General features: G+C 41.0%; 21 protein-coding genes. 3 read left to right on the top strand and 18 right to left on the bottom strand.

The window, feature by feature from the left end; all coding sequences use genetic code 11:
* Window positions 1–328 precede the first annotated feature (328 nt).
* From BTU61_RS08015 to BTU61_RS08035, 5 genes are all read right to left on the bottom strand, one after another.
* Entirely contained in the window at window positions 329–1255 is a 927-nt protein-coding gene (locus BTU61_RS08015; protein WP_200773093.1) for an ATP-binding cassette domain-containing protein, read from the bottom strand.
* A 10-nt stretch (window positions 1256–1265) separates the two neighbouring features.
* The gene (locus BTU61_RS08020) at window positions 1266–2333 is read right to left on the bottom strand and encodes an ABC transporter ATP-binding protein (protein ID WP_200773094.1); all 1068 of its coding nucleotides are present in this window, start codon (window positions 2331–2333) and stop codon (window positions 1266–1268) included.
* Between the two features lie 11 nt (window positions 2334–2344).
* The gene (gene oppC, locus BTU61_RS08025; protein ID WP_200773095.1) at window positions 2345–3271 is read right to left on the bottom strand and encodes an oligopeptide ABC transporter permease OppC; all 927 of its coding nucleotides are present in this window, start codon (window positions 3269–3271) and stop codon (window positions 2345–2347) included.
* Window positions 3271–4770 carry an ABC transporter permease gene (locus tag BTU61_RS08030; protein ID WP_200773096.1) on the bottom strand — a complete coding sequence of 500 codons (1500 nt, stop codon included), beginning with the start codon at window positions 4768–4770 and terminating at the stop codon, window positions 3271–3273. The genes oppC and BTU61_RS08030 overlap by 1 nt, the downstream gene beginning before the upstream one ends.
* Before the next feature lie 73 nt (window positions 4771–4843).
* Entirely contained in the window at window positions 4844–6829 is a 1986-nt protein-coding gene (locus BTU61_RS08035; RefSeq protein WP_200773097.1) for a peptide ABC transporter substrate-binding protein, read from the bottom strand.
* A 205-nt stretch (window positions 6830–7034) separates the two neighbouring features.
* Between BTU61_RS08035 and BTU61_RS08040 the strand changes: the two genes are divergently transcribed.
* Complete coding sequence (locus BTU61_RS08040; RefSeq protein ID WP_200773098.1) at window positions 7035–8276, top strand: serine hydrolase; 1242 nt, start codon at window positions 7035–7037, stop codon at window positions 8274–8276.
* A 55-nt stretch (window positions 8277–8331) separates the two neighbouring features.
* On the opposite strand, the gene sufB is transcribed toward BTU61_RS08040, so the two are convergent.
* From sufB to BTU61_RS08085, 9 genes are all read right to left on the bottom strand, one after another.
* The gene (sufB, locus tag BTU61_RS08045; protein ID WP_003010279.1) at window positions 8332–9744 is read right to left on the bottom strand and encodes a Fe-S cluster assembly protein SufB; all 1413 of its coding nucleotides are present in this window, start codon (window positions 9742–9744) and stop codon (window positions 8332–8334) included.
* 32 nt (window positions 9745–9776) lie between these two features.
* On the bottom strand, window positions 9777–10211 hold the full coding sequence (gene sufU / locus BTU61_RS08050) for a Fe-S cluster assembly sulfur transfer protein SufU (protein ID WP_200773099.1): 435 nt from the start codon (window positions 10209–10211) through the stop codon (window positions 9777–9779).
* Window positions 10198–11424, bottom strand: a complete 1227-nt coding sequence (locus tag BTU61_RS08055; RefSeq protein WP_200773100.1) for a cysteine desulfurase — start codon at window positions 11422–11424, stop codon at window positions 10198–10200. Before BTU61_RS08055 ends, sufU begins: the two co-directional genes overlap by 14 nt.
* Before the next feature lie 9 nt (window positions 11425–11433).
* The gene (gene sufD, locus BTU61_RS08060) at window positions 11434–12696 is read right to left on the bottom strand and encodes a Fe-S cluster assembly protein SufD (protein WP_200773101.1); all 1263 of its coding nucleotides are present in this window, start codon (window positions 12694–12696) and stop codon (window positions 11434–11436) included.
* A 63-nt stretch (window positions 12697–12759) separates the two neighbouring features.
* Window positions 12760–13530, bottom strand: coding sequence for a Fe-S cluster assembly ATPase SufC (gene sufC / locus BTU61_RS08065; protein ID WP_187538115.1), 771 nt, complete (start codon window positions 13528–13530; stop codon window positions 12760–12762).
* A gap of 127 nt (window positions 13531–13657) precedes the next feature.
* Entirely contained in the window at window positions 13658–14821 is a 1164-nt protein-coding gene (locus BTU61_RS08070; RefSeq protein ID WP_200773102.1) for a glycosyltransferase family 4 protein, read from the bottom strand.
* Window positions 14818–15555: an adaptor protein MecA gene (gene mecA / locus BTU61_RS08075; protein WP_200773103.1), complete on the bottom strand. Its 738-nt coding sequence runs from the start codon at window positions 15553–15555 to the stop codon at window positions 14818–14820. Before mecA ends, BTU61_RS08070 begins: the two co-directional genes overlap by 4 nt.
* A gap of 136 nt (window positions 15556–15691) precedes the next feature.
* Complete coding sequence (locus BTU61_RS08080; RefSeq protein ID WP_187538109.1) at window positions 15692–16528, bottom strand: undecaprenyl-diphosphate phosphatase; 837 nt, start codon at window positions 16526–16528, stop codon at window positions 15692–15694.
* A 148-nt stretch (window positions 16529–16676) separates the two neighbouring features.
* On the bottom strand, window positions 16677–18581 hold the full coding sequence (locus BTU61_RS08085) for a DUF2207 domain-containing protein (RefSeq protein WP_200773104.1): 1905 nt from the start codon (window positions 18579–18581) through the stop codon (window positions 16677–16679).
* A 119-nt stretch (window positions 18582–18700) separates the two neighbouring features.
* On the opposite strand from BTU61_RS08085, the gene BTU61_RS08090 reads away from it, so the two are divergent.
* A complete protein-coding gene (locus BTU61_RS08090; RefSeq protein WP_187538105.1) occupies window positions 18701–20275 on the top strand; it encodes an ABC transporter substrate-binding protein/permease in 1575 nt (524 codons plus the stop codon).
* Complete coding sequence (locus BTU61_RS08095) at window positions 20275–21015, top strand: amino acid ABC transporter ATP-binding protein (RefSeq protein ID WP_200773105.1); 741 nt, start codon at window positions 20275–20277, stop codon at window positions 21013–21015. The genes BTU61_RS08090 and BTU61_RS08095 overlap by 1 nt, the downstream gene beginning before the upstream one ends.
* Window positions 21016–21208: 193 nt before the next feature.
* On the opposite strand, the gene BTU61_RS08100 is transcribed toward BTU61_RS08095, so the two are convergent.
* From BTU61_RS08100 to ilvC, 4 genes are all read right to left on the bottom strand, one after another.
* Window positions 21209–21424, bottom strand: coding sequence for a capsule biosynthesis transcriptional regulator (locus BTU61_RS08100; RefSeq protein ID WP_187538101.1), 216 nt, complete (start codon window positions 21422–21424; stop codon window positions 21209–21211).
* A gap of 109 nt (window positions 21425–21533) precedes the next feature.
* On the bottom strand, window positions 21534–22427 hold the full coding sequence (locus tag BTU61_RS08105; RefSeq protein ID WP_187538099.1) for an SPFH domain-containing protein: 894 nt from the start codon (window positions 22425–22427) through the stop codon (window positions 21534–21536).
* 135 nt (window positions 22428–22562) lie between these two features.
* Window positions 22563–23813 (bottom strand): threonine ammonia-lyase IlvA, encoded by a 1251-nt coding sequence (gene ilvA / locus BTU61_RS08110; RefSeq protein WP_200773106.1) that lies wholly within the window; start codon window positions 23811–23813, stop codon window positions 22563–22565.
* A 75-nt stretch (window positions 23814–23888) separates the two neighbouring features.
* The gene (gene ilvC / locus BTU61_RS08115) at window positions 23889–24911 is read right to left on the bottom strand and encodes a ketol-acid reductoisomerase (RefSeq protein ID WP_187538094.1); all 1023 of its coding nucleotides are present in this window, start codon (window positions 24909–24911) and stop codon (window positions 23889–23891) included.
* Window positions 24912–24924: the final 13 nt, after the last annotated feature.

The raw sequence follows: 24924 nt of genomic DNA on the forward strand, positions 1-24924 counted from the left end.
TTTCTTGCCGGTTAGTCTTCATTCCGGTAACAGCATCTAATCCCTTGCTATATAGTTTCTTCTCTCAATTTTCAAAGGCTGGACACACGTTTGCCCAGTCTTTTATTTTTCATCGTAAATTTTCAAATTAAGATTGATACAATTTTTAGGAAAATAAGGCTGGGACAAAAGTCCTAGCCTCTTAATTGTTTTTGGAGTGTCGAGCAAGACGCAGTGGTTGAGTGGGCTCTACTAGGCTGATTTCATCAGCTTTTACAGCCCTACTCAATTGTGTGGAGGCGGGACGACGAAATCGAATTCTAACAAATGACCGATTTCTGTCCCACTCTCATTTGTAAGCTTGTCTATATTTACTTTCTTCTGCTTTATTAGCCCAGACATAATGTCCTGGTTTGATTTCAACCATTTGTGGTTTATCTTCAGAGTAGTCATGTTGTTCTGGATCGTAGATTTTTAGAACTTTTTTACGTTCTAGAATTGGATCTGGAATTGGAACCGCTGAGAGAAGTGATTGCGTATATGGATGGATTGGGTGGTTAAATAGCTCTTCAGTTTCTGCTACTTCGACGATAACCCCTTTATAGATAACTGCAATACGATCAGAAATGAAGCGCACAACTGACAAGTCATGGGCGATAAAGAGGTAGGTCAAGCCTAATTCTCTTTGGAATTTTTTCAAAAGGTTCAATACCTGCGCACGTACTGAAACGTCAAGGGCTGAGATTGGTTCATCCGCAATGACAAATTCTGGCTCCATGACAAGTGCACGGGCAATACCGATCCGTTGACGTTGACCACCTGAGAATTCGTGAGGGTAACGTGTCAAATGTTCTGCAAGAAGACCGACTTCATGCATGATATTCTTTACTTTTTCCTGGCGCTCTTCTTCACTATTAAATAAATGATGGTTGTACAAACCTTCAGATATGATATAGTCGACAGTTGCACGCTCATTCAAACTGGCAGCTGGATCTTGGAAGATCATTTGAATCTTCCGGAGCAACTCAGACTTTTCACTGTGAGTATTTTTACCGTTGATCTTACGACCACCGTAGTAAATTTCTCCAGCACTTGTATCATTCAGACCAATGATCGCACGTCCGATTGTTGTTTTACCACTTCCTGATTCACCTACAAGAGAGAATGTTTCCCCCTTGTTAATGAAAAAGTTTGCATTTTTAACAGCAACGAATTTTTTACTTCCTTCACCGAAGGAAATTTCTAAATCTTTAATTTCAACTAATTTTTCAGTCATTTCCTTCCTCCTAATCTGTAATGTGAGTGAAGCCCATTTTTGAGCCAATTTTTTCGTGAAGGTTTTCAATTACTTCAGGTTTATGGACTGCTGGAGCATCTGGATGAAGCAACCAAGTCTTAGCCCAGTGTGTATCTGTAATTTTGAAGGCTGGAGCTGGCTCTTCAAAGTCTATTTGCATAGCATAATCTGAGCGAAGGGCGAAGGCATCTCCTTCAATTGGAGCATACAAGGATGGTGGTGTACCTGGAATAGAGTAAAGGTCTCCATCTGATGTTGATAATTGTGGCAAACTTGAAAGCAAACTCCAAGTATATGGATGTTTAGGGTCATAGAAAATTTCTTCTACTTTACCAAACTCTATAATCTCACCAGCATACATAACCGCTACTTTATCAGCAATACTTGCAACAACACCAAGGTCGTGGGTGATAAAGATAACTGTAAATTGGTATTCTTTTTGCAATGATTTCAACAAATCAATGATTTGGGCTTGAATCGTTACATCAAGGGCTGTCGTTGGTTCATCACAGATCAAAATGTCTGGGTGGCAGGCCAAGGCAATGGCGATAACGATCCGTTGACGCATCCCACCAGAGTATTGGAATGGGTATTCGTCAAAACGGCGTTCTGCATCTGGAATACCAACTTTGTCCATATAATCCAAAGCCATTTCTTTGGCTTCTTTAGGTGTTTTTCCTTGGTGTTTGATAATGACTTCTGTAATTTGTGATCCAATGGTATTGATTGGATCCAAGCTGGTCATAGGATCTTGGAAAATCGTAGCAATCTTAGACCCACGAATGGTTTCCCAATCTTTATTGGATTTCAGCTCTGTCAATTCTTGACCACGGTATTTAATACTACCTTTGGCAATACGGCCATTATCTTCTAACATACCGGTGAAGGTTTTTGTCAAAACTGATTTTCCGGATCCAGATTCACCAACTAAGGCAAGAACTTCACCTTCTACTAGCTCAAGCGATACGCCACGAATAGCTGTTAATACGCGGTCGCGCACATCAAATTCCACTACGATATCTTGAGCAGATAAAATAATATTATTATTGGTTGTCATATCTACTCCTCCTATCTATGTGTACGTGGGTCGCTGGCATCGGCTAAGTTTTGTCCGACGATAAAGAATGACAAGGATACTAAGATCAAAACAGTCAACGGAATCCAGAATAGGTAGGCATTTGTTGTCACGTTTTGAGAATAGTCAGAAATCAAACGTCCCAAACTTGGAACGGTGATTGGAAGACCTAATCCAAAGAATGAAAGGAAGGCTTCGTAAGAAATAAAACTTGGAAGCAACTGAGATGTTTGGGTCACGATAACTGATACCAATTGTGGCAAAATATTTTTTGTTACAATTTTAAAGGTTGGTGTTCCCAAAGTTCGGCTGGCAAGGTTATATTCCAAATCACGGTAACGCATAATTTGGACACGAATAGTGTAGGCAATTCCGATCCAACCTGTCAAGGACATGGCCAGAATCAAATTCCAGAAACCAGATCCCATAGAATAGGTCAAGACGATAACGATCAACATGAATGGAATGTTTGAAATAACGTTGTAAACTTCCATCATAATTCGGTCGATGGATTTTGAAATTCCCCAAATACCACCAACGATAACACCGACGACCACATTAATCACTGTCGCAATAAAGGAAATAACAATGGAGTTACGAGCCCCGAACCAAACCCCATCAAAGAGAGATTTACCGTTGTTATCTGTACCGAAGAAGGCTTTGGCACTAGGTGGATTCAAACGAGCTGTAAAGTCGTTTACCTTACTAACATCGTTGTAATCGAATTTTGAAAACATTGGGTAAACAAAACTCATCAATAAGATACTAACCAAGATGGCCAGCATAATAATGGTCGTTCTTTTTTTCAAGAACTGTCTGAATACGGATCTCCAGTAAGAATACGCAGGAGCATCAATTACTTCAGAGGCAAAATCATCACGCTTTACAAATTGGAATTTATTTTTATCGATTGTAGCCATTATTTGCCTCCTTTCGTATTTGTCAATTTAATCCGTGGGTCAAGCACTGTCATCAAGATATCTCCTAACATCGCTGCAAAGATACCAAGCGAAGTAAAGATAAAGACAAGCCCGATCACCATGGTGTTATTTGATGCTTTAATAGAGTCAATCAACATTTTACCCATACCAGGGAAGGCAAAGACTGTTTCTGTAAGAGTCGCACCTGAGATAACCCCGATAATAGATCCTGGAATACCTGATACCAATGGTACCATAGCATTTTTGAAAATATGTTTTTTCGAAATTTCTTTTTCTGACAAACCTTTTGAACGAGCAAAACGGACAAAATCTTGTGAGTGAATATCGATCATGTATCGACGGATCCAAACGGCAATAAATGGTGCACTCAACAAGCCCAGAATCAGCGATGGCAAGACGTATGAACGCCAATCTTGTGCCCCAAGAACTGGGAATGAATCTGGAAGTCCAAATAAAGAACCTGCCAAACGTACGATATAAACCAAGGCAATAGTTGGAAGAGACATCATGAATGTCAAAGCACCAGTTGAAATACTATCAAACCATGAGTTCTTCAAAAGAGCCATATAAGATCCGAGTGGGACCGCAATCAAGTAAGCAATGGCAATACCGATCAAACCAATAATAGAAGAACTTGCAATCATGGAAGGGTTTTCGTAATTGCTCAATGTTGCTGTATAGGCATCTCCTTTACCAAAACGGTCAATATCTTGTGAGTCTGCCTTACTTGGTGATTTGTAGGTACGTGAATAGATATCGATAGAAGAAATCTTCTTACCTGTAGGGAAATTCACTTCACTCTTCTTGGTTGTTCCTTGTCCTTGCGAAATTACTTGAAGAACTGGAGTATTTGAATAAGTTGGGTAAGAATCCCCAAGGTTTAGGCTCACAAAGTTCTGATGAACATATGGGAATTGTCCATTGAAGTACAAGAGATACTTGTGCTTGGTACCAGAACCAACTACAGACCATCCAATTGACGGATCATTTTCAATACGGATGTAGCGTTTGAGATTTGGATTTGAAGCATCTTTAACCACTCCTGGATGATCAAATTGAATCAAATTGCCATAGAAGCCAATAACACGCTCAAAAACTGGGATTTCTCGAACTGCATAGAAGGATTTGCTTTCTGGGAACCGTTTCAACTGCCAACCATGACCTAATTTGTTAATGTATTTGTTATAGATCTTTTCGTTAGCTGATGTTGCATCAACCGTTACAGAAGAATTTTCCTTACTTGCTTTTTGTTGCAAGGTTTTAGAGTCCATGTATTCTAAATAACCCATGCGGTCATAGACAGTGTTTTCGTAGTTGATCTTCGAATCTTTTGTCTTCGCAACTTTGTTATAGTTTGGGTCATTTTTGAAGATGAGATTTCTCGGGGTAAGCGTATAAATGATCATGTAGGTCAATGTCGTCACAAGGAAGATTGACACCAATGAACGTAAAATACGCATAAAAACATATTTTTTCATATTTCATTCCTTTAATGTCCAAAAGAACTTTCTCCCCTAGAAGAGAAAGTTCTAATGAAAATCAATAATTTAATTATTTAACGTGTTTTTCAAGATCTTGTTGAGCTTTTTTATTTGACTCAGCTTTTTCTTTTTGCCATTTCTTAAGGGCTTCATCGTATTGTTTCTTAGTAACCGGCTCATCTTGAACTTCAACGTATTTCAAGTATGTTGAACCTTTGTTACCTGTTTGTGATGATGGTTCAGAGAATGGAACTACCTTAGAAACAACTGTTGCAGCACCTGTACTTGACATCGTTGGAATAACAATCGCACTATCACTCAACCAAGCTTGAGCTTCAGCATATTTTTCATAACGTTTCACAACATCTTGTGATTCGTTGTTTGCATCATCAAGAAGTTTTGCAAACTCATCCAAACCTACAGCTTTTGCTGATGGGTTATCTACACCACCTGCAAAACCAAGGTAAACTTTTGTTTGGTCCTCAGAAGCTGGTTGAAGAGTATCAAGGTAAGTTGATGGATCATCATAGTCTGGGTTCCATCCGACCATTCCTTGAAGATCCCAGTCTGCGTCTGCAGCTGATGGCACATTCAAAGTAATATTCAACACTTCGTCTGAGTCCATCATTTGAAGATCAAGAACGACATTGTCTTTACCAAGAGTATCTTCCACAGTTTGTTTCAGAGATTGCATCCGTGAAACAAAGTTTGTAGAATTTTGTGCTACCGGTACATCAATATGAATTGGGAATTGAACACCATCTTTTTGAAGTTCAGCTTTGGCTTTTTCAAGTTGTGCTTTCGCTTTATCTTTGTTGTAAAGACCATCTTGACCATCTGCAAGGTTGATACCCTTCCATTGGTCTCCATAAGTAGTCAACTTATCTGCAACTACATTTCCGAAGTCTTTTCCATCTACTTGTACGAACGCAGGCGCAACATATGTATTACGGATAGCTGGTTTAGCAAATTCTTTACCATTGACTTGTGCTGAGTAGCTTTCACGGTTCAAGGCAAAAGTGATGGCCTGACGGAAATCTTTGTTCAAAATTGCTTTCTTAGTAGAAGATTTTTCAGCATCGGATTTCTTAGCAGTGTGTTTGTAAGATTGACGATCAAGGTTAAAGCCAAGAACTGCTACACCTGATCCTGCTGGTGTAGTAAAGATATCGTCTTTATATTTTTTTTCTACAGTTGCAAAGTTTGAACTTGCAGGGAAAAGGCGAGCTTTTGTATAAGCACCATCAGAGAATCCACGTGCCAATGAATCTTGGTCTGATCCATCGTAATAAGTATATTTTACTTCTTTCAGGTGAACGTTTTTCTTATCCCAGTAGTTGTCATTCTTTTCAAATACAACAGATGATTTTGAAGTGATTGATTTAAGAAGGAAAGGTCCGTTTGCAAGGATTGACTTCACATCGTTTGGTTGACCAAAATCATCTCCCTTACTCTTCAAGAACTCTGTGCTTATTGGGAACAAAATTCCGTTAGTCGTTTTAGAGTTCCAGAAAGTTTCAGGTTTGTTCAATGTGTATTGAAGTGTGTAATCATCAACCGCTTTGACACCAACTTGGCTGAAGTCTGTAGTTTTTCCTTGCACATAATCATCCAAGCCTTTGATTGAGCCTTGAACTAGTGGAAGTTCTTCTGATTTTTTATCAGCAGCGTGTTTCAAACCAGTCACGAAGTCTTTGGCAGTCACTTCGCCGTGTTCTTCACCATCCGCATCATACCATTTGACACCTTTACGAATCTTGTAGGTATAAGTCAAACCGTCTTTAGAAACAGACCAGTCTTCCGCAAGTGAAGGTACAAGGTTACCGTATTTATCATTTTCTAACAAACCGTCTACCACATTTGTAGTGATGTCATGGGTAGCAGCTTTAGAAGAAATTGTATAGTCCAAAGTTGTTGGATCTGAAGTATAGACATAACCATAGTTTTTGTCTTCGCCTGAGCTTGCTTTGCTAGTATTTGAACTAGAACATGCAGCTAACAATCCAGCTGCAAGGAGTGTTACTCCGGCAACTGCGAATACTTTACCTTTTTTCATAGGAATTCTCCAATAGTTTTTTTAGATTTGTTTAAGATTATATCACAAGTAGAAAAAAAAGTAAACTAAATTTTCTGAATATTTGCTTCAACACTATCCAAAAGCCTTGCTATGACTGATTTTTTAGCCTAATTGATGATTTTACGATTTTCCATTAATCATTTGTATGATACAATAGAGAAGATTAAGTAACGAGGAAACAACTGTGAAAAAATTCTTTCTTTCTTTTTTAACCTTTATGCTGCTGTTATGCAGTTTACCTTATCAGGTCGTTCTAGCAGATGATCTGGATCTTCCTGCTCAAAGTGCTATTGCTGTTGAAGCTGACACAGGTAAAATATTATATGAAAAGGATTCGGAGAAAAAGCGAGATGTGGGGGGACTATCTACACTCTTGACCACTTATCTGATTTTCGAAGCCATTCATGAAAAAAAACTTTCTCTGAAAGATCCTATCAAATTGTCTGAGAAAGCTTTGGCCTTAAATGATATCGAAGCTGCTGGCACTCTTCCTATGGAGGCGAACCAATATACGGTTGAACAGTTATTGACTGCTCTTTTAGTTGGAAATTCTAGCACTGCTGCCTTGGCCTTAGCTGAGAAAGTGGGTGGATCTGAGAAAAGCTTTGTTGAAAAAATGAAGCAGAAACTTGCTGAATGGGGCATTCAATCTCCTCATTTAATCAATGCTACCGGATTAAATACTCAAACCATCAGCGGAGATTCCGACGGGAAAGAAGACGAAAATCAATTGAGTGCTTATGACATTGCTGTTATTGCCAAGCACTTACTCCAGGATTTTCCTGAAGTGACCAAATATACTTCAAAACCCACTGCTCTTTTTTCAAACACGCAGATTGAAAATCCCAACCTGATGCTAGAAGGCATGCCGAATTACCGTTCGGGAGTTGATGGCCTACGGGTCAGCAACTCTACCAAAGGTGGTATCACATTTGCTGCATCGACGACGCAAAATGGCATCCATATGATCACAGTTGTCCTAGGAGTGGAGGCAGTTGACGGTGATCCATATGCACGCTTTGTGGCTACTTCTTCTCTGATGAACTACGTGGTACGAACCTTTGTTTCTTCCATTGTCGTTAAAGAAGGAGATCCTTACGGAAAAAGTAAGGCAACTATCATGGATGGAAAGTCAGAGACTGTTTTAGCTGTTGCAAAAAAAGACTTCTATATCGTCGAAAAACAAGGTAGTCAAGCGGAACCAAAAATTCAATTCAAGAGTGACCAAGAATCATTCCGAGCACCTGTCAAATCAGGCACTAATCTTGGAAAATTACACTACACTGATCCAGATAAAATCGGACGTGGATACTTAGAAGATCAAGAGCCTACGGTCGATATGGTAGCAGGAAAAACCATTGAGAAAAGCTTTTTCTTAAAGGTTTGGTGGAATGAATTCGTTCGCTATGTCAACGAAAAATTATAAGAAAAAAATCACAATGGAGTCAGATCCATTGTGATTTTTTTGCTATTAAAACGGATTATCCTACAGATCCTTCCATTTCGTAGCTAATGAGTCGGTTTAACTCAACGGCATATTCCATTGGAAGTTCTTTTGTAAAGGGCTCTACAAATCCCATGACAATCATTTCTGTCGCTTCTGATTCAGACAGACCACGACTCATCAAATAATACAGTTGTTCTTCTGAGATTTTTGAAACCTTGGCTTCGTGCTCCAAAGCAACTTGTGAGTTGTGGATTTCATTAAATGGAATCGTGTCTGATGCAGATAAATCATCCATGATAATGGTGTCACACTCGATGTGAGAAACTGATTTCTTGGAATTTTTGTTAAAGGTAACTTGTCCACGGTAATCTACCTTTCCGCCACCTTTTGCGATAGACTTCGATACGATAGATGAGCTGGTATGAGGCGCATTGTGGATCATCTTAGCACCTGTATCTTGGTGTTGCCCTGCATTCGCAAAGGCAATGGACAACATGGTTCCACGCGCTCCTTCTCCATCCAGATAAACAGATGGGTACTTCATGGTTGTCTTGGCACCTAGGTTTCCGTCGATCCACTCAACTGTGGCATCTTTTTGAGCTTTGGCCCGCTTGGTGACCAAGTTGTAGACATTGTCTGACCAGTTTTGGATGGTCGTGTAGCGCATGTAGGCACCATCCAAGGCAAAGATCTCCACAATCGCTGCATGTAGGCTATTGCTTGAATAGGTCGGTGCTGTACAGCCTTCAACGTAGTGAACGCTTGCTCCCTCATCCACGATAATCAAGGTACGCTCAAACTGACCTGTATTTTCGTTGTTGATACGGAAGTAAGTTTGAAGGGGAACGTCTACTTTTACGCCTTTTGGTACATAAATGAAGGTTCCACCAGACCAAACAGCTGAGTTGAGGGCAGCCAACTTGTTATCCGTTGGAGGTACTAACTTTGCAAAATACTGTTTGAAAAGATCTGGGTATTCTTTCAAGGCAGAATCCGTATCGGTAAAGATAATTCCCAACTTTTCAAACTCTTCTTTCATATTGTGGTAAACCACTTCTGATTCATACTGGGCAGAAGCCCCCGCTAGGTAGGCACGTTCGGCTTCTGGAATCCCGATACGCTCAAAGGTTTCCTTGATTTTCTCTGGAACTTCATCCCAAGAACGGGCAGGTTTATCCGATGGTTTTTGATAATAAATCAAATCATCAAAGTCAATCTCTGATAGATCGGCACCCCAGGTTTGCATGGGCATCTTTTTGAAGGTTTCAAAAGATTTCAAGCGGAACTCCAGCATCCATTCTGGTTCATTTTTTGCTGCAGACAATTCACGAATAACCGCTTCATTCAAGCCTTTTCCTGTTGAGAGAATAGGTTGAACGTCATCGTGAAATCCAAATTTATATTCACCGAGATCAATTGGTTTCGGTTCGACTCTTTCTTCAGCCATAATTTCCTTTCTTTCTCTGTTTCTTCTTTTAATTATTTGCTACGTTCGATCGCTTTTTTAAGAGCATTCCAGGAGAGGGTCGCACATTTAATCCGTTGTGGGAATTTAGAGACTCCAGATAAGAAGGCTGCGTCACCCAATTCCTCTTGCCGAGGATCTGATTGACCTTGGACCATCTCTGAAAAGACCTGTGCCAATTCTTCGACTTCCTCTTTTGTTTTTCCCATTACAGCATCTGTCATCATACTAGCCGAAGCTGTTGAGATGGTACAACCTGAATTGACAAAAGCAATATCTTGGACCCTATCATTCTCATCAAATTTCACACTCAACTGGATCACATCTCCACAAGTTGGATTGTTGAGTTGGATCTGATCAACATCTTCAATCTTTCCTTGGTGGTGGGGATGTTTTGAATGGTCAGCTACGACCGCCATGTACAGCGAATCTAATTTAGAAAGTGCCATTGAAAAACTCCTTTGCTTTGACCAATGCCTCAATTAATTGATCACAGTCCGCTTTGGTGTTGTAGATATAAAAACTGGCTCTCGTTGTTGCTGGAACCTGTAGGTATTGAAGCAAGGGTTGGGCACAGTGGTGACCTGCACGAACGGCAATCCCTTCGTAATCTAGAGCTGTTGCCAAATCATGGGGATGGAGGTCTCCAAGATTAAAAGAAATCACGCCAGAACGTTGGGCTAAGTCTTGGGAACCATAAATCGTCAAGCCTTCGATAGCCTGTAATTTGGGAAACACATAGGCAATCAATTCATGCTCATGCGCTTCTATTTGGTCCATTCCCAACCCCTCTAAGTAATCGATCGCTGCACCAAGACCAATTGCACCAGCCATATGAGGTGTTCCAGCTTCAAATTTCCAAGGCAATTCCTTCCAAGAAGCAGATTGCTCGTAGACAAAGTCAATCATCTCGCCCCCAAACTCGATCGGAGACATTTGATGCAAGAGCTCTTCTCTCCCGTAGAGGACACCAATCCCTGTCGGTGCAACCATCTTATGGCCAGAAAAAGCAAAGAAATCCGCATCTAAGTCTTGTACATCAATAGCCATATGAGGGGTTGATTGAGCCCCATCTACGACCATCATCGCTCCAACTTCATGAGCTAATTGGGCAATTTCCTTAATCGGATTGACCACCCCTAAGACATTGGAAGCATGGGTGATGGAGACAAATTTTGTCTTCTCACTAAGCTTGCTCTTTAAGTCTTGCATATCCAGTAAGCCATCTTTTAGATAGACATAGACCAGTTTTGCTCCTGTTTTCCTGCAGGCTTGCTGCCAAGGGATGATGTTAGAGTGATGTTCCATGATGGAGATCAGGACTTCGTCCCCTTCTTTTAGGACTTCTTCTGCATAGCGCGCTACCCAGTTGAGTCCCGTCGTTGTCCCTCTTGTAAAGAGCACTTCCTTGGTCGATGAAGCGTTGATAAATTTTCTGACTTTTTCACGCGCCACCTCATAGGCTGCTGTCGCTCGTTCAGCCAAGGTATGAACTCCACGGTGAACATTAGCGTTATCCTGCAAATAGTACTGGTTAACTGCTTCCAGAACACATGTTGGTTTTTGCGTCGTCGCTGCATTATCTAGATAAACCAAAGGCTCATCGTGGACTAGTTGATCGAGAATGGGAAAATCTTGAGCAATCGTATTTTTATCTAGCATTGTTTCTCCTTAGCGTTGAGATAACTTTTCTTCAATGGTGGCAATCATTTCATCACGTACTTCTTTAACTGGGATTTCAACAATAACAGATCCCAAGAAACCACGCACCACTAAACGTTCTGCCGTGTGTTGATCCAGACCACGACTCATGAGGTAATACATATCTTCTGGGTCCACTTGACCGATCGATGCTGCGTGGCCTGCTGTAACGTCATTTTCATCAATCAAAAGGATTGGATTGGCATCTGAACGCGCTTGATCCGATAACATCAAGACACGGCTTTCTTGCTGAGCATCTGCTCCTTTAGCACCCTTGATAATATGACCAATTCCGTTAAAGGTCAAGGTCCCTTTTTCAAGAATAACCCCATGTTGCAAGATATTTCCGATCGAGTTACAACCAAAGTTGGTCACGCGCGTATCAATTCCTTGCACCTGACGACCGCTTGATAAGGCAACGACCTTCAAATCAGCGTGACTTCCATTTCCAACCAAGTCACTGTCAAAGTCTGCAACTACATTGCCTTCATTCATGACACCGATAGCCCAATCAATGCTGGCATCCTGTCCTAGTTTGCCACGGCGACTGATGTAGGCTGTGACATTTTCACCCAGGCGGTCAATCGCCGCAAATTTCACTTGAGCACCTGAGCGGGCGATCACTTCAACCGTCACATTAGCCGTTGCTTTTGCTGTGCCTTCACCTTTTGATTCCAAGCGTTCCAAATAGCTGAACTTACTGTTTTTACCAGCGATAATCAAAATGTGTTTGTTAAAAGGTACATCACTATCGCTATCCTGGTAGAAAATGCCTTCGATTGGTTCTGAAATTTCGACGTTATCTGGAATATAGAGGACAGCCCCACTATTAAAATATGCTGTGTGGTAAGCTGCTAGTTTGTCATCATCGTATTTGACCGAAGACATGAAGTAGTCTTCTACCACTTGCGGAATTTCCTCTAAGGCAGAATGGAAATCTGTGAAAAGAATTCCTTGGTCTGCTAAGGCTTGTGGGACCTGTTCAAAGACAGTTTGTGTTCCGACTTGGACCAATTTTAAATTTGAATCAAGAGCGGTAAAATCAGGAACATTGACAGAAGCTTCACTCTCAGAAATACTCCCATCCCCTAGATTCCAACGATGAAATTTGACCCGTTCAATGGCTGGCAATTCCAACTGATTGATCTTGTCAAATGCTTTCTTTCGTAAATCCTGCAGCCAACTTGGTTCCGCGTGCAGTTCCGAAAAGAGGGTAATTTTTTCAATACTCATTTTTTTCTCCTAATAAAGATACTATTTGTTATTCATGATCACATAAGACGACTTGTCATCATGTTATAGTTCTTCTTTATAGTCGTAACCGAGTTCTTCTGCCAGTTTTGCATAGCCTTCACGTTCCAAGCGCGCAGCCAATTCTGGACCACCTGAAAGCACGACACGGCCTTCCATCATGACATGGACGACATCTGGAGTAATATAGTTTAGCAAACGTTGGTAGTGGGTGATGATCATAGCACCAAAACCTTCTCCACGCATGGCATTGACTCCTTTAGAAACGACTTTCAGAGCATCAATATCCAAACCAGAGTCAATTTCATCCAAAAGGGCAAAGGTTGGCTCCAACATCAATAATTGAAGGATTTCATTGCGTTTTTTCTCACCACCAGAGAAGCCTTCATTGAGGTAACGTTCTGCCATTTCTTCTTTCATGTTAAGCAATTCCATCTTCTCATCCAATTTTTTGATGAAATCACGAATGGAAATTTTTTCATCCTCTTCCTTACCAGCATTCATGGCTGCACGTAAAAATTCAGCATTGGTAATTCCTTGGATTTCTGAAGGGTATTGCATGGCTAGGAACAAGCCCATGCGTGCCCGTTCGTCTACTTCTAATTCTAAGATGTTGACACCATCAAACAGGATCTCACCCTTGGTCACTTCATAATTTGGGTTTCCCATAATGGCAGCTGACAGAGTCGATTTCCCTGTTCCGTTTGGTCCCATGATGGCTGCGATTTCACCCGTTTTAAGGGTTAGGTTTACACCTTTTAAAATTTCTTTGCCTTCAATTTCAACGTGAAGGTCTTTAATTTCTAATGTCGACATTGCATTCCCTTTCTTTTTACTTTGCAATTTGGAAAACTTCAAACAGAAGACTCCTTCAAAACAAAGTAATGTTTTACCTTTCAAGTATATCAAAAAAAAGCCTAAATGGCTTTTCTTTTGATTAGAACTATTCTTGTTTACTTCTCTTTTTTCGCTTTTGTCGTACTTCCTCACGGTAGGAGGAATTTCCAATATAACGTAGGACATTTAACAGCGGACTGTGACTAGGACCTAACACCCCAATCAATTCTGCTAGTAGCTCTACTCCAAATAAGAGCCCGATCACCAGCAAAATACCTCCGATACGAGTGGAAATATTGAGCAATAATGAGATCATTGAAAAGATCATCGAAATCCCATAAATCACTAGCACTGTTCCTCGATGTGTCAAGCCCAAAGAGAGCAGGCGGTGGTGCAAGTGGTTGCGATCCGGTTTATAAAATTTTTGACCTGATAGGGTTCGACGGATAATGGCCAAAAAGGTATCTGTAATCGGAACTCCAAGGATAATCATAGGAGTTACGACCGCAACGGCAGTCGCATTTTTCAAGCCTTGCAAAGACAAGACAGAAATCATAAACCCAATAAACAAGGCGCCTGTGTCTCCCAGATAGAGAATGGCAGGATGGTAGTTAAAGGGAAAGAAACCAGCGATGGCCGCAACCAGCACAAAGATGGTCATGGTCAAGAAAAGATTGGGAACTGGTAAAAAGAAATAAGAAACAATCCCCATGGTTACTAAGGAAATGATGGAAACACCACTTACCAAACCATCCAAACCGTCGATTAAATTGACCGCATTGGTAATAGAAACAATCCAAATCACTGTCAAGATATAAGATAACCATGGTTCAAAATGAAGTAAGGGACCACCAAAGGGGATCTTAAAATCATTTAGCTTGAAGTCTGTCACAAACCAAATCAAATTGGCCGCAATCAGGATCCCAATCATCTTTTTCTTAGCAGATAATTCCTTAACATCATCAATTAATCCAGTCAAAGCAATAATCCAGCCTGCCCCTACGACCGGTAAGGTATAGGCTAGGTAATGTTTGATCTGTAAAGTCGTTGATGTCAGCATCGGGATAAAGCACAGAGTTGCGATTGTAAAAGCAATCACAATCGACAAGCCACCTGCACTGGGCATAGGTTTGGTGTTGATCCTACGAGCATTGGGATAATCCACTGCATCAATCTTGAAAGCAAATAGCCGAACCAAAGGCGTCAAAACCAGTGCAATCAAAAAGGTTGCGATCAATACCAAAACGAATTGCAAGGAAAAAGACATCATAGGCTAGCAACTTTCTTCAAATTCTCAATCGCACCTGACACCATCAGCAAGTGACCATGCTCTTGTAAGACTGCGCGCGTCACTTCGGAATCATCCGCGTACTCACGAATGATTGCTAATAACCAAGTTGGGTATTGGCTTGGTTGGTGTTCTGTATCTACTAAGACAGTTAAATAATAATCAGATTCCATCTTGTACAATTCAGAAGTATCAACTGAATACGTGACCGTCTTCGCAAAATCCACCACTTGCTGAAGTGTTGAAAAATGCAAGATAAAATAGATATATTGGCTGGCCGGTAGCTCCGATACCTCTTTGTTCTCTTGATTAGCCCGCAGTTCTTCTTGCTCTAGATGATGAATAGCCTCTGCATCTCCTTTTGTCTTGTCAGAGATAGTTTTTTCCAAGGTCTTGATGAATTCATCAGGCGTCATATGGGACAACTCTTCCATATCTGGCAGCTCTGATAAATCGTCAAAATCCAATTGTTGGTCAATCTTTGATTTAGTGACAAAAACATCTAATTTATCTGGCTTAGGAGTGACACGAAAGCTCAGCATTCCACTATCTAGGAAACTTTCAGGCATTTCGAGCTCATCTAAAATCGCATAGAAAAATTCTTCTGTCTTTTCTTGTGGAACAAGGAAATCCGCGATTTCCATTCCTCTTTCTTCTAGGTCTTCTAGTTGAATCGTGATTTTAATTGTTGAATCACTTATTTGCTTCATTTTCATAGCGTAACCTCATACTTCTAGTCCTACTATTATACTAAAAAAATGGACAGAATTCAAAAAAAGGATGTAGTGAAAAGAGGTTGAGACAAAAGTCACCAACCTCTATAATCATCGAACGAATATCAGAATACTTCACCTAGAAAATGACACGGATCAAACCATACAAAAGCAAGATCGAACCAAGGACGATCCGGTATTTCCCAAAAGCGGTAAAATCATGACTCTTCACATAATCTGTCAAGAAACGGATCGCATACATACTCACCATAAAGGCTACTCCCATGGCTACTAGAAGGATAAAGAGTTGACCAAAAGCAAGCGAATGACCTCCCAGAGCGAATTTAGCAACTTTTAGGAGACTCGCGCCAAACATAGCTGGGATCCCGAGGTAGAAGGTAAATTCTGTCACGACTGGACGGCTAACCCCATTGATCAAACCACCAACAATCGTAGCACCAGACCGACTGGTACCTGGAAAGAGAGATAGAACTTGGAAAAGGCCAATATAAAGCGCTGTTCGGTAAGGCAATTTATGCAATTCCGTTACCTGAGGCTGAACTTGTTCCCGTCTTTCAAGATAGATAAAAGCAACCCCGTAGGTAATTAACATGATGGCAACTGAAATCGAATTGTGAAAATGTGCCTCAAACCAATCGTCCAATTTAAACACAAAGATCAATGGAAGAGTCGCCACAGCCACTTTTGCCCATAATTGCCAGGTTCTGCGAACTTCTAGTGGAGATTTTCCCGGTTTAAACGGATACAACTTGTCAAAATAAATGACTACAACTGCAAGGATGGCACCCAATTGGATGACAACGTTAAACATCTCCATAAAAGCAGGATCTTGGTTTTTAAATTGAATAAAATCTTGAAATAGAATCAAGTGACCCGTACTTGAGATTGGCAACCATTCTGTAATCCCTTCAACAATCCCAAAAATAATTGCCTTGATTAATTCAAACAGAAACATCTTTTTCTCCTAAACTTACATTTGTTTCATTATATCATAATTCTATCCATCCGACTAGATTTAATTAATATATTAAAAAGAGTTCAGCTGCGGGGTCTTTCCGACCCTTTTGCTGAACTCATTGCATCTTTCAATGCTAAAGGCAAGATTAGAAGGCACCAAAACCTCCTCCTCCACCTCCGCCAGAGAAACCTCCTCCACTACTAGAGGAAACAGTGAAATGACTAGCTGTCGTTGCCGTCGTACTATAGGTAGACATGGCATTACTAGAGTGAGACAAATGGTGATAAAACGAAGTATACACAAAGGCATCCAAGGCTGGATTTTGAATATGAATCTGACGCAGTTTCATCACTTTAGCCACCTTGTCAGCTACACCGTATAAAGCTGCATACACCAATAAACGATTCCAGAGAACTAAAGACTGCAGTTCTGCATCGTTAAGGTGGGCAATCTCTTTCAACATGCGACCGAAGCTATCCCAGTAATAACGTTGCTCAGCACCTGCCGCATTAACGACACCATCTCTTTGAGCGACTTTATAGCGTTTACTCAAAAGAATTGGAATGACCCCTAAAGCGACTGTAGCCGGCATGTAGTAGATGGAAAAGCTGTGGAAGATCTCATCCCTAGCAAAGAAAGCCAAGAAAGCAATAATACAGGCGACAATTCCATAGGTAATGGCTCTTCGTCCCAAAGTATTTTCTTGTGGACTTAAGGGACGGTAATAAGTTGGAAAACCGATACTTCGAATTTTACTTTGAACCCCGCGAGCAACTGCGTTAACTGCACAATTAATCTGAATTTGTGCTTCTCTACCTTCGGCACGAATCCGATCTTGATCTTTCTTCTTAGCATGTTTATACAGAGACGGGTCAATGTAGAAATCTTCGAATAAGTGGTCAACTGTACATTCGAGCTTATTACCAAAAGCCATATTCAAAAAGTCACGCTCAAAGTCATCTAACGAATCCTGATTTTGTCGACTAAGAATCGTCTTCTCTCCATCTTGTCGATAAGCGATCGCACCTCTATCCATCAAATCAAGCAAGGTTGCCTGCAACAATTTGTCAAAAGAAAATGTGGATTTTGAATCTGGATTACCTGCCGGACAAGCCTCATCGATCTCCGTTGAATAGACGACTGAGGCCATGACCAAGGGGGCAAGATTGTTCGGCAACTCATACATCCGCGTATCCGTAGGATAAGTAACACCAGACCAGGTAGCCTTCTTGAATTTCCGCCAGTAATAAATGGCTAAGAGGAGGAAAAGCAAAATGATTGCTGGAAGAATCAGATTCCAGAACAGGTGTATCCACAGTCTGGTTTGAGCAATGTGCTCTTCTAAGCGGTGGTATTCATCCTCTTTCATCAAGCCTGTATTGCGAGATGACTCCCCTAGGGACGCAAGATCCGATTTCAACCAATAGGCTGAGAGTTCAACACCCTCTTTGCTTGGCAAATTAGATATAGTTGCTGTATAGTCTGCTTGGTCTTTAGTGACAACTGCCTCAGGACCCAGGTAGGCTGTATGAACATGCAATTCAGAAGTTGTTGTTGGAGAAGCGAATTTAGGAATCACTTTCAACTCTACTTTTGAAACACCTCTATCTCCATCACTGATTGGCTTCCAATTGAGCCTTAAGATATCCTGATGGACAAAGAGGAGATTTTTCAAGTTCCAAGTCACCTTTACTTTGACCGTATCATGCGCTACCCCGCTATTATAAATTTTCACTCGGTAGCCGTCCCCTAAGTTTGTAATCTCAGGCTCTCTGTCAAGCTCGCGACCTTCCACCTCAACCTTTGGTGGCATCTCAATTTCAAAGCCTTGTGGCATGTTCCCAGCACTTCCTAAGGTGACGTACTGCCCATTATAGGAGTTCTTGAAATAATAGACTAGTTCTTCCTCATAAGTAGCATCATCCCAGGTATTTAAAGTCAGGGTTCCTCGGTAGGAAAGGACATCATAGGAGGGACTAGATGCTTGAACATCACGGACCACAAAAATACAGATAAGAATGGCGAAAACAAGATACAAAAACTTTTTCATTTGATCACGCTCCTTTGTATTATTATAGCATTTTTTAAATAAAAAGAAGAATTTATTTGAAAAGTGATACAAATTCTTGTACAATAAGAAGATAAAATTTTATAGAAATAGGAGACCATATGAAAAAATCACTCATTGGAGTTTTTGCTGGAATAGTGGCGGTCCTCTTGATTTTTCTAGCAACTACTCATAAAGATAAAGAAGAGGATTATCTGCGTATCGGGATGGAAGCGGCTTATGCACCGTTTAACTGGACGCAAAAAGATGATTCAAATGGTGCCGTTAAGATTGATGGTACCAATCAATACGCCAATGGCTACGATGTTCAAATCGCTAAAAAGGTAGCAGAAAAGCTTGGGAAAAAACCCTTGGTTGTCAAAACATCTTGGAATGGTCTAATCCCTGCTCTCTCATCTGGAAAAATCGATATGATCATTGCAGGCATGAGCCCCACCGCAGAACGTAAGAAAGAAATAGCTTTCTCAAAGAGCTATTACACTAGTGAGCCGGTGATGCTCGTTCGCAAAGATGGAAAATATGCCAATGCGACTAGTCTAGATGACTTTAAGGACGCAAAGGTCACCTCTCAGCAAGGGGTCTACCTCTATAATCTCATTTCGCAGCTAAAAGGGGCTAAAAAAGGAACGGCTATGGGGGACTTTGCCCAAATGCGCCAAGCTTTGGAATCTGGTGTCATTGACGCCTACGTTTCTGAACGACCTGAAGCCTTGACAGCTGAATCTGCTAATCCTCATTTTAAGATGATTGAATTCAAAAAAGGATTTGAAGTTGGAGAAGAAGACGCTACAATCGCGATCGGGATGAAAAAAGGCGACAAACGGATTGACCAAGTCAATGCTGCTTTAGCCAACATTTCAACCAAAGACCAGGTCAAACTCATGGATGACATGGTGACAAAACAACCTGTTTCTACAGATACCGCTGAAAAGAAAGAATCCTTCTTTGATCAGGTTTTCAACATCTTAAAAGAAAGCAGCCCTCAATTCTTACGAGGAACAGGCATGACTCTCTTGATCTCCTTGACTGGGACAATCTTTGGCTTAATTATTGGGCTTTTGATTGGCGTTTACCGTACAGCTCCAAAGCTTAAAAATAAATTCCTTGCCATTCTTCAAACTGCCTTTGGTTGGTTTTTGAATGTCTACATTGAAATTTTCCGTGGAACACCCATGATCGTACAATCTATGGTTATTTACTACGGAATTGCCCAAGCCTATGGTATTTCAATCGACCGTACTCTCGCCGCAATTGTCATTGTATCGATCAACACAGGGGCCTACATGAGTGAAATTGTCCGTGGTGGGATCTATGCTGTAGATAAAGGACAATTTGAAGCAGCTACAGCACTTGGAATGACGCATGGACAAACCATGCGCAAGGTTGTTTTACCTCAAGTGATTCGCAATATCTTACCAGCTACAGGGAATGAATTTGTCATCAATATCAAAGATACCTCTGTCTTGAACGTGATTTCTGTGGTCGAACTATACTTCACAGGAAATACGGTTGCAACACAGAATTTCAAATACTTCCCAACCTTTACAATCATTGCAGTGATTTACTTTGTTCTCACCTTTACCATCACTCGCATCCTTCGCTATATTGAACGGCGTTTAGATGCGGATACCTACACAACAGGGGCAAATCAAATGCAAATTACGGAGGTGAAATAATGGCAGAGAACATTCTTGAAATCAAACATTTAAAAAAATCTTACGGCCAAAACGAGGTTTTGAAAGATATCTCCCTGACCATCCGAAAAGGAGAAGTCATCTCTATCATTGGTAGCTCAGGTAGCGGAAAATCCACCTTCCTGCGTTCTATCAATCTCTTAGAGACGCCTACTGCTGGAGAAATCCTCTATCGTGGCCAAAATGTCCTTGATCCTGAGTATGATCTCACGCATTATCGTGAGAAATTAGGAATGGTTTTCCAAAGCTTTAATCTTTTTGAAAATTTGAATGTCTTGGAAAATACAATCGTTGCACAAACAACCGTCCTCAAGCGGGACCGAGAAACTGCAGAAAAAGTTGCCAAAGAAAATCTTGAAAAAGTCGGAATGGGATCTCAATATTGGGCTGCCCGTCCGAAACAACTTTCAGGAGGACAAAAACAACGGGTTGCTATTGCGCGTGCCCTTTCCATGGATCCTGATGCCATCCTCTTTGATGAACCGACTTCTGCCCTTGACCCCGAAATGGTTGGGGAAGTTTTGAAGATCATGCAAGACTTGGCCAAAGAAGGTCTTACGATGATCGTGGTGACCCACGAAATGGAATTTGCCCGTGATGTTTCCAGCCACGTTATCTTTATGGATAAAGGCGTGATCGCTGAACAAGGCGATCCAAAAGAGATCTTTAGTCATCCAAAAGAAGAACGGACCAAGGAATTCCTTCAACGCTTCCTAAAATAGCTTCATCTCATGGAGGCTGGGACAAAAGTCNNGCTGATTTCATCAGCTTTTACAGCCCTACTCAACTGTGCGGAGGTGGGACAACGAAATCGAATTCTAACGAATGACCGATTTCTGTCCCACTCTCTTTTTTCTTTTCAGGCACAGAAAAAGCCCGAGATCAACCTCTCAGGCTTTCAATTGAAACAACAAATTAATCTTCGAATTTTTGATGATTTTTATCATAAAAATCAATCAATCCAAGTGCAGTTTCAAAGGAAATGTTTTTCACCTTTGCGCGACCTTGCGCCAAGGCAATAATTGACATTTCACGAGCATTCGTTTCTTTACTGATACGATACCCTGTAATCTTTTTATCCCGCACCCAACTGACAACTGATTCTACTTTTTCAAAGTTCGATTTAGCCATTATCTTTCTCCTATATTATTATTTCCAATAACTAATATAAATTTTTTTGCACATTTTGTCAACTAAAATCGCTGAAAATACGAACCTTTTTTAAAAAATGATAAAAAGTTTACTTTGCTTTCAAGGCTGATAATATTTGAGTACGAATGTTTTCGACACCATCTGGGTTAGCTGGAAGGAAAATCGTATTATTTCCTTCTTTGTCTGCAAAATTATTTAGTGTATCCAAATATTGGTTGGTCAAAAGAATGGACATGATTTGTTCTTCGGTCAAATCTACGTTCGCTCCTTTTAACTCTTTAATGGAATCTGCTAAACCATCGACAATTGCCTTCCGTTGTTCAGCGATCCCGACCCCATGCAAGCGATCTTTTTCTGCTTCTGCTTCGGCAGCTGTGACGATCTTAATCTTATCAGCTTCTGCCAATTCTTGAGCAGCTACGCGTTTCCGTTGCGCCGCATTGATCTCGTTCATGGATTGTTTGACTTCGGCATCTGGCTCAACTTTGGTGATCAGGGTTTTCACAATAATGTAACCATAGGTCGACATTTCTTCTGCCACCTGTCTTTGAACTTCAAGTGCGATTTCATCTTTTTTCTCAAAGAGTTCATCCAAGGTTAATTTTGGAACAGATGAGCGAAGCGCATCTTCGATATAAGACTTGATTTGAGCTTCTGGACGCATAAGTTTGTAGTAGGCATCCGTCACATTATTTTCATTCACACGGTATTGAGTAGCCACATTCATGGTAACAAATACGTTGTCTTGAGTCTTGGTTTCGACAATGATCTCACTTTGCAAGAGACGGAGTTGGACGCGTGCTGCAATCTTGTCAATTCCAAATGGGGCCCGCATATGAATCCCACTATTACTAATCTTTTCATAGCGACCAAAACGTTCGATAATCGCAACGGATTGTTGCTTCACCACATATAGCGAGCTAATAACGATGAGCCCAGCTACCAGCAGTAAGAATAAAATAAAAATAAAAAATCCAGGCATTTTAAATTCCTCCTTTTCATGTATGCATATCATATCACAACTACTAGAAAAAAAGCAATCTATTCCCTTAAAATATATTGCTTTTCCTTATTTTTTCCTAAATGAATTTGGCTTATTTTAACAGACGATTTTGCCTCAGACCAACATATTATAGAGGGTTTCATTCCCATTCAAGTTGATAAAGGAAGGATCAAATCGTTCAATACGGTTAACCAAGCCTGCATAGTCATGCTTATTAGCCAAGGTTACCCCAATTAAGACAGGGCCAGTTCCCTTGCTAGCACGCTTGATATATTCAAAACGTGTAATATCATCATTTGGTCCTAAAATGTCATTTACGAACTCACGAAGAGCTCCTGGCCGTTGTGGGAAATTAACAATAAAGTAGTGTTTGACCCCATCGTAGATCAGGGCACGTTCTTCCATTTCAGGCATGCGGTTGATATCATTATTTCCACCTGAGATGATACAACAGATGGTTTTACCCTTGATGTATTCGCGCAGGATCTCTAGTGCAGCGACACTTGCCGCACCTGCTGGTTCAGCGACAATTCCTTGCTTGGAATAGAGATCAATCAAGGTCTCTGAAATCAAGCCTTCATCAACGCCAATCAAGGTTTCCACATGCTGACGGGTCACTTCATAAGTCAATTGCCCGACTTTTTGCACTGCAATCCCATCTGCGAATTTATCAATTTCTGGCAATTTGACGGGGCCACCAGCTTCAAATGCAGCCTTCATGGAGCGCGCTCCTTCAGCCTCTACACCAATCACTTCAATTTTTGACTCTGTTTCTTTGATGTAGGTAGACACACCCGAAATAAGGCCACCCCCACCTACAGGAACAAGAACGGTATCAAAGGCAATAGATTCTTTTCGAGCTTCCTCAAGGATTTCGTAGGCCACTGTTCCTTGACCAGCTTGTACATTTGGATCATCAAAGGGATCGATAAAGGTCCGTTTTTCAGCAAGGGTGAACTCTTGAGCTGCCTTAGCAGAAGCATCAAACGTATCTCCTACTAACTTGATCGTTACATAGTCCCCACCAAAGAAGCGGACTTGCCCGATTTTTTGTTGAGGTGTGGTAATGGGCATAAAGATAGTCGCTGGGATCTTCATTTCATTACAGGTATAGGCCACACCTTGGGCGTGGTTCCCCGCTGAAGCACACACCACCCCACGTTCACGTTCTTCTTTTGAGAGTTGAGAGATTGCGTAATAGGCTCCACGAATCTTGAAGGAACGAACACGCTGGGCATTCTCTTTTTTCAAATAAATTTTTGCCCCATACTTTTCTGATAAATAATGGTCGAATTCTAGGGGCGTATTGACCACGACTCCATTTAATATTTTATGGGCCTTGGCCACATCTTTTGCTGTTATCATGTTATACCTCTGTTGCAGTGTATTGATCAAAAAAGCAAGCTAGGCCGTCCCAACTTGCTTGTTTTCTACAGACAATTAGTTGTAGATTTTGAAGGCGTCATCGTCGTTTTGACCAACGAATGGCATTGCTTTACGCAATTCAGCACCAACTTTTTCGATTTCAAGCTCTTCAGCTTGTTTACGGAAGGCTTTCAAACGTGGGAATCCAGCATCGTGGTCTTCAACGAATTCACGTGCAAATTTACCAGATTGGATATCAGCAAGGGCAGCTTTCATGTTTTCTTTGACTTCTGGGCCAATGACACGTGGTCCAGTTACAAAGTCACCAAATTCTGCAGTATTTGAGCATGATTGACGCATTTTCTTGAAGCCACCTTCGTAGATCAAGTCAACGATCAATTTCATTTCATGAAGTACTTCGAAGTAAGCCAATTCAGGTGCATAACCTGCTTCTGTCAATACTTCAAATCCAGCTTCGATCAAGCTCGTCAAACCACCCATAAGAACGGCTTGTTCACCAAACAAATCTTCTTCTGTTTCTTCTTTGAAGGTTGTTGAAAGAAGACCGACACGCGCTGCACCAACACCTTTTGCCCAGTCCATTGCGATGTCTTTCGCGTGACCAGTAGCGTCTTGGTAGACAGCATAAAGTGCTGGTACACCAAATCCTTCAGTGTAAGTACGACGTACCAAATGACCTGGTCCTTTTGGTGCAACCATGAAGACATCGACGTCTTCAGGAGCTTTGATGTAACCAAAGTGGATGTTGAAACCATGAGCAAATCCGATAGCTTTCCCAGCGCTCAAGTTTGGAGCAATTTCATCTTTGTAGATATCTTTTTGGATTTCATCAGGTGCCAAGACCATGATGATATCTGCCAATTTAGTTGCTTCTGCCACTGGATACGCTTCAAAACCATCTTCTTTTGCTTTATCGAATGATTTACCAGGACGCACACCGATGATGACATCATGACCTGAATCACGCAAGTTTTGTGCGTGGGCATGGCCTTGTGAACCATAACCGATCACGGCGATTTTCTTGCCGTCTAATGCTGCAACTTTAACATCTTTTTCGTATTCCATTTGAACTGCCATAAGTAAAATCTCT

The organism is Streptococcus lactarius (genome assembly GCF_016642265.1).
Lineage (GTDB): Bacteria > Bacillota > Bacilli > Lactobacillales > Streptococcaceae > Streptococcus > Streptococcus lactarius.

Excerpts from the sequence above, each read along its gene's own strand:
- BTU61_RS08095 (WP_200773105.1), top strand. The coding sequence starts at position 20,275 with ATGGCAGAGAACATTCTTGAAATCAAACATTTAAAAAAATCTTACGGC.
- BTU61_RS08080 (WP_187538109.1), bottom strand. The coding sequence starts at position 16,528 with ATGTTTCTGTTTGAATTAATCAAGGCAATTATTTTTGGGATTGTTGAA.
- BTU61_RS08015 (WP_200773093.1), bottom strand. The coding sequence starts at position 1,255 with ATGACTGAAAAATTAGTTGAAATTAAAGATTTAGAAATTTCCTTCGGT.
- sufD (WP_200773101.1), bottom strand. The coding sequence starts at position 12,696 with ATGAGTATTGAAAAAATTACCCTCTTTTCGGAACTGCACGCGGAACCA.
- ilvC (WP_187538094.1), bottom strand. The coding sequence starts at position 24,911 with ATGGCAGTTCAAATGGAATACGAAAAAGATGTTAAAGTTGCAGCATTA.
- BTU61_RS08035 (WP_200773097.1), bottom strand. The coding sequence starts at position 6,829 with ATGAAAAAAGGTAAAGTATTCGCAGTTGCCGGAGTAACACTCCTTGCA.
- BTU61_RS08070 (WP_200773102.1), bottom strand. The coding sequence starts at position 14,821 with ATGATGTCTTTTTCCTTGCAATTCGTTTTGGTATTGATCGCAACCTTT.
- BTU61_RS08055 (WP_200773100.1), bottom strand. The coding sequence starts at position 11,424 with ATGCTAGATAAAAATACGATTGCTCAAGATTTTCCCATTCTCGATCAA.
- mecA (WP_200773103.1), bottom strand. The coding sequence starts at position 15,555 with ATGAAAATGAAGCAAATAAGTGATTCAACAATTAAAATCACGATTCAA.
- BTU61_RS08090 (WP_187538105.1), top strand. The coding sequence starts at position 18,701 with ATGAAAAAATCACTCATTGGAGTTTTTGCTGGAATAGTGGCGGTCCTC.
- BTU61_RS08020 (WP_200773094.1), bottom strand. The coding sequence starts at position 2,333 with ATGACAACCAATAATAATATTATTTTATCTGCTCAAGATATCGTAGTG.
- ilvA (WP_200773106.1), bottom strand. The coding sequence starts at position 23,813 with ATGATAACAGCAAAAGATGTGGCCAAGGCCCATAAAATATTAAATGGA.
- sufC (WP_187538115.1), bottom strand. The coding sequence starts at position 13,530 with ATGTCGACATTAGAAATTAAAGACCTTCACGTTGAAATTGAAGGCAAA.
- sufB (WP_003010279.1), bottom strand. The coding sequence starts at position 9,744 with ATGGCTGAAGAAAGAGTCGAACCGAAACCAATTGATCTCGGTGAATAT.
- BTU61_RS08085 (WP_200773104.1), bottom strand. The coding sequence starts at position 18,581 with ATGAAAAAGTTTTTGTATCTTGTTTTCGCCATTCTTATCTGTATTTTT.
- BTU61_RS08100 (WP_187538101.1), bottom strand. The coding sequence starts at position 21,424 with ATGGCTAAATCGAACTTTGAAAAAGTAGAATCAGTTGTCAGTTGGGTG.
- sufU (WP_200773099.1), bottom strand. The coding sequence starts at position 10,211 with ATGGCACTTTCTAAATTAGATTCGCTGTACATGGCGGTCGTAGCTGAC.
- BTU61_RS08030 (WP_200773096.1), bottom strand. The coding sequence starts at position 4,770 with ATGAAAAAATATGTTTTTATGCGTATTTTACGTTCATTGGTGTCAATC.
- oppC (WP_200773095.1), bottom strand. The coding sequence starts at position 3,271 with ATGGCTACAATCGATAAAAATAAATTCCAATTTGTAAAGCGTGATGAT.
- BTU61_RS08105 (WP_187538099.1), bottom strand. The coding sequence starts at position 22,427 with ATGCCTGGATTTTTTATTTTTATTTTATTCTTACTGCTGGTAGCTGGG.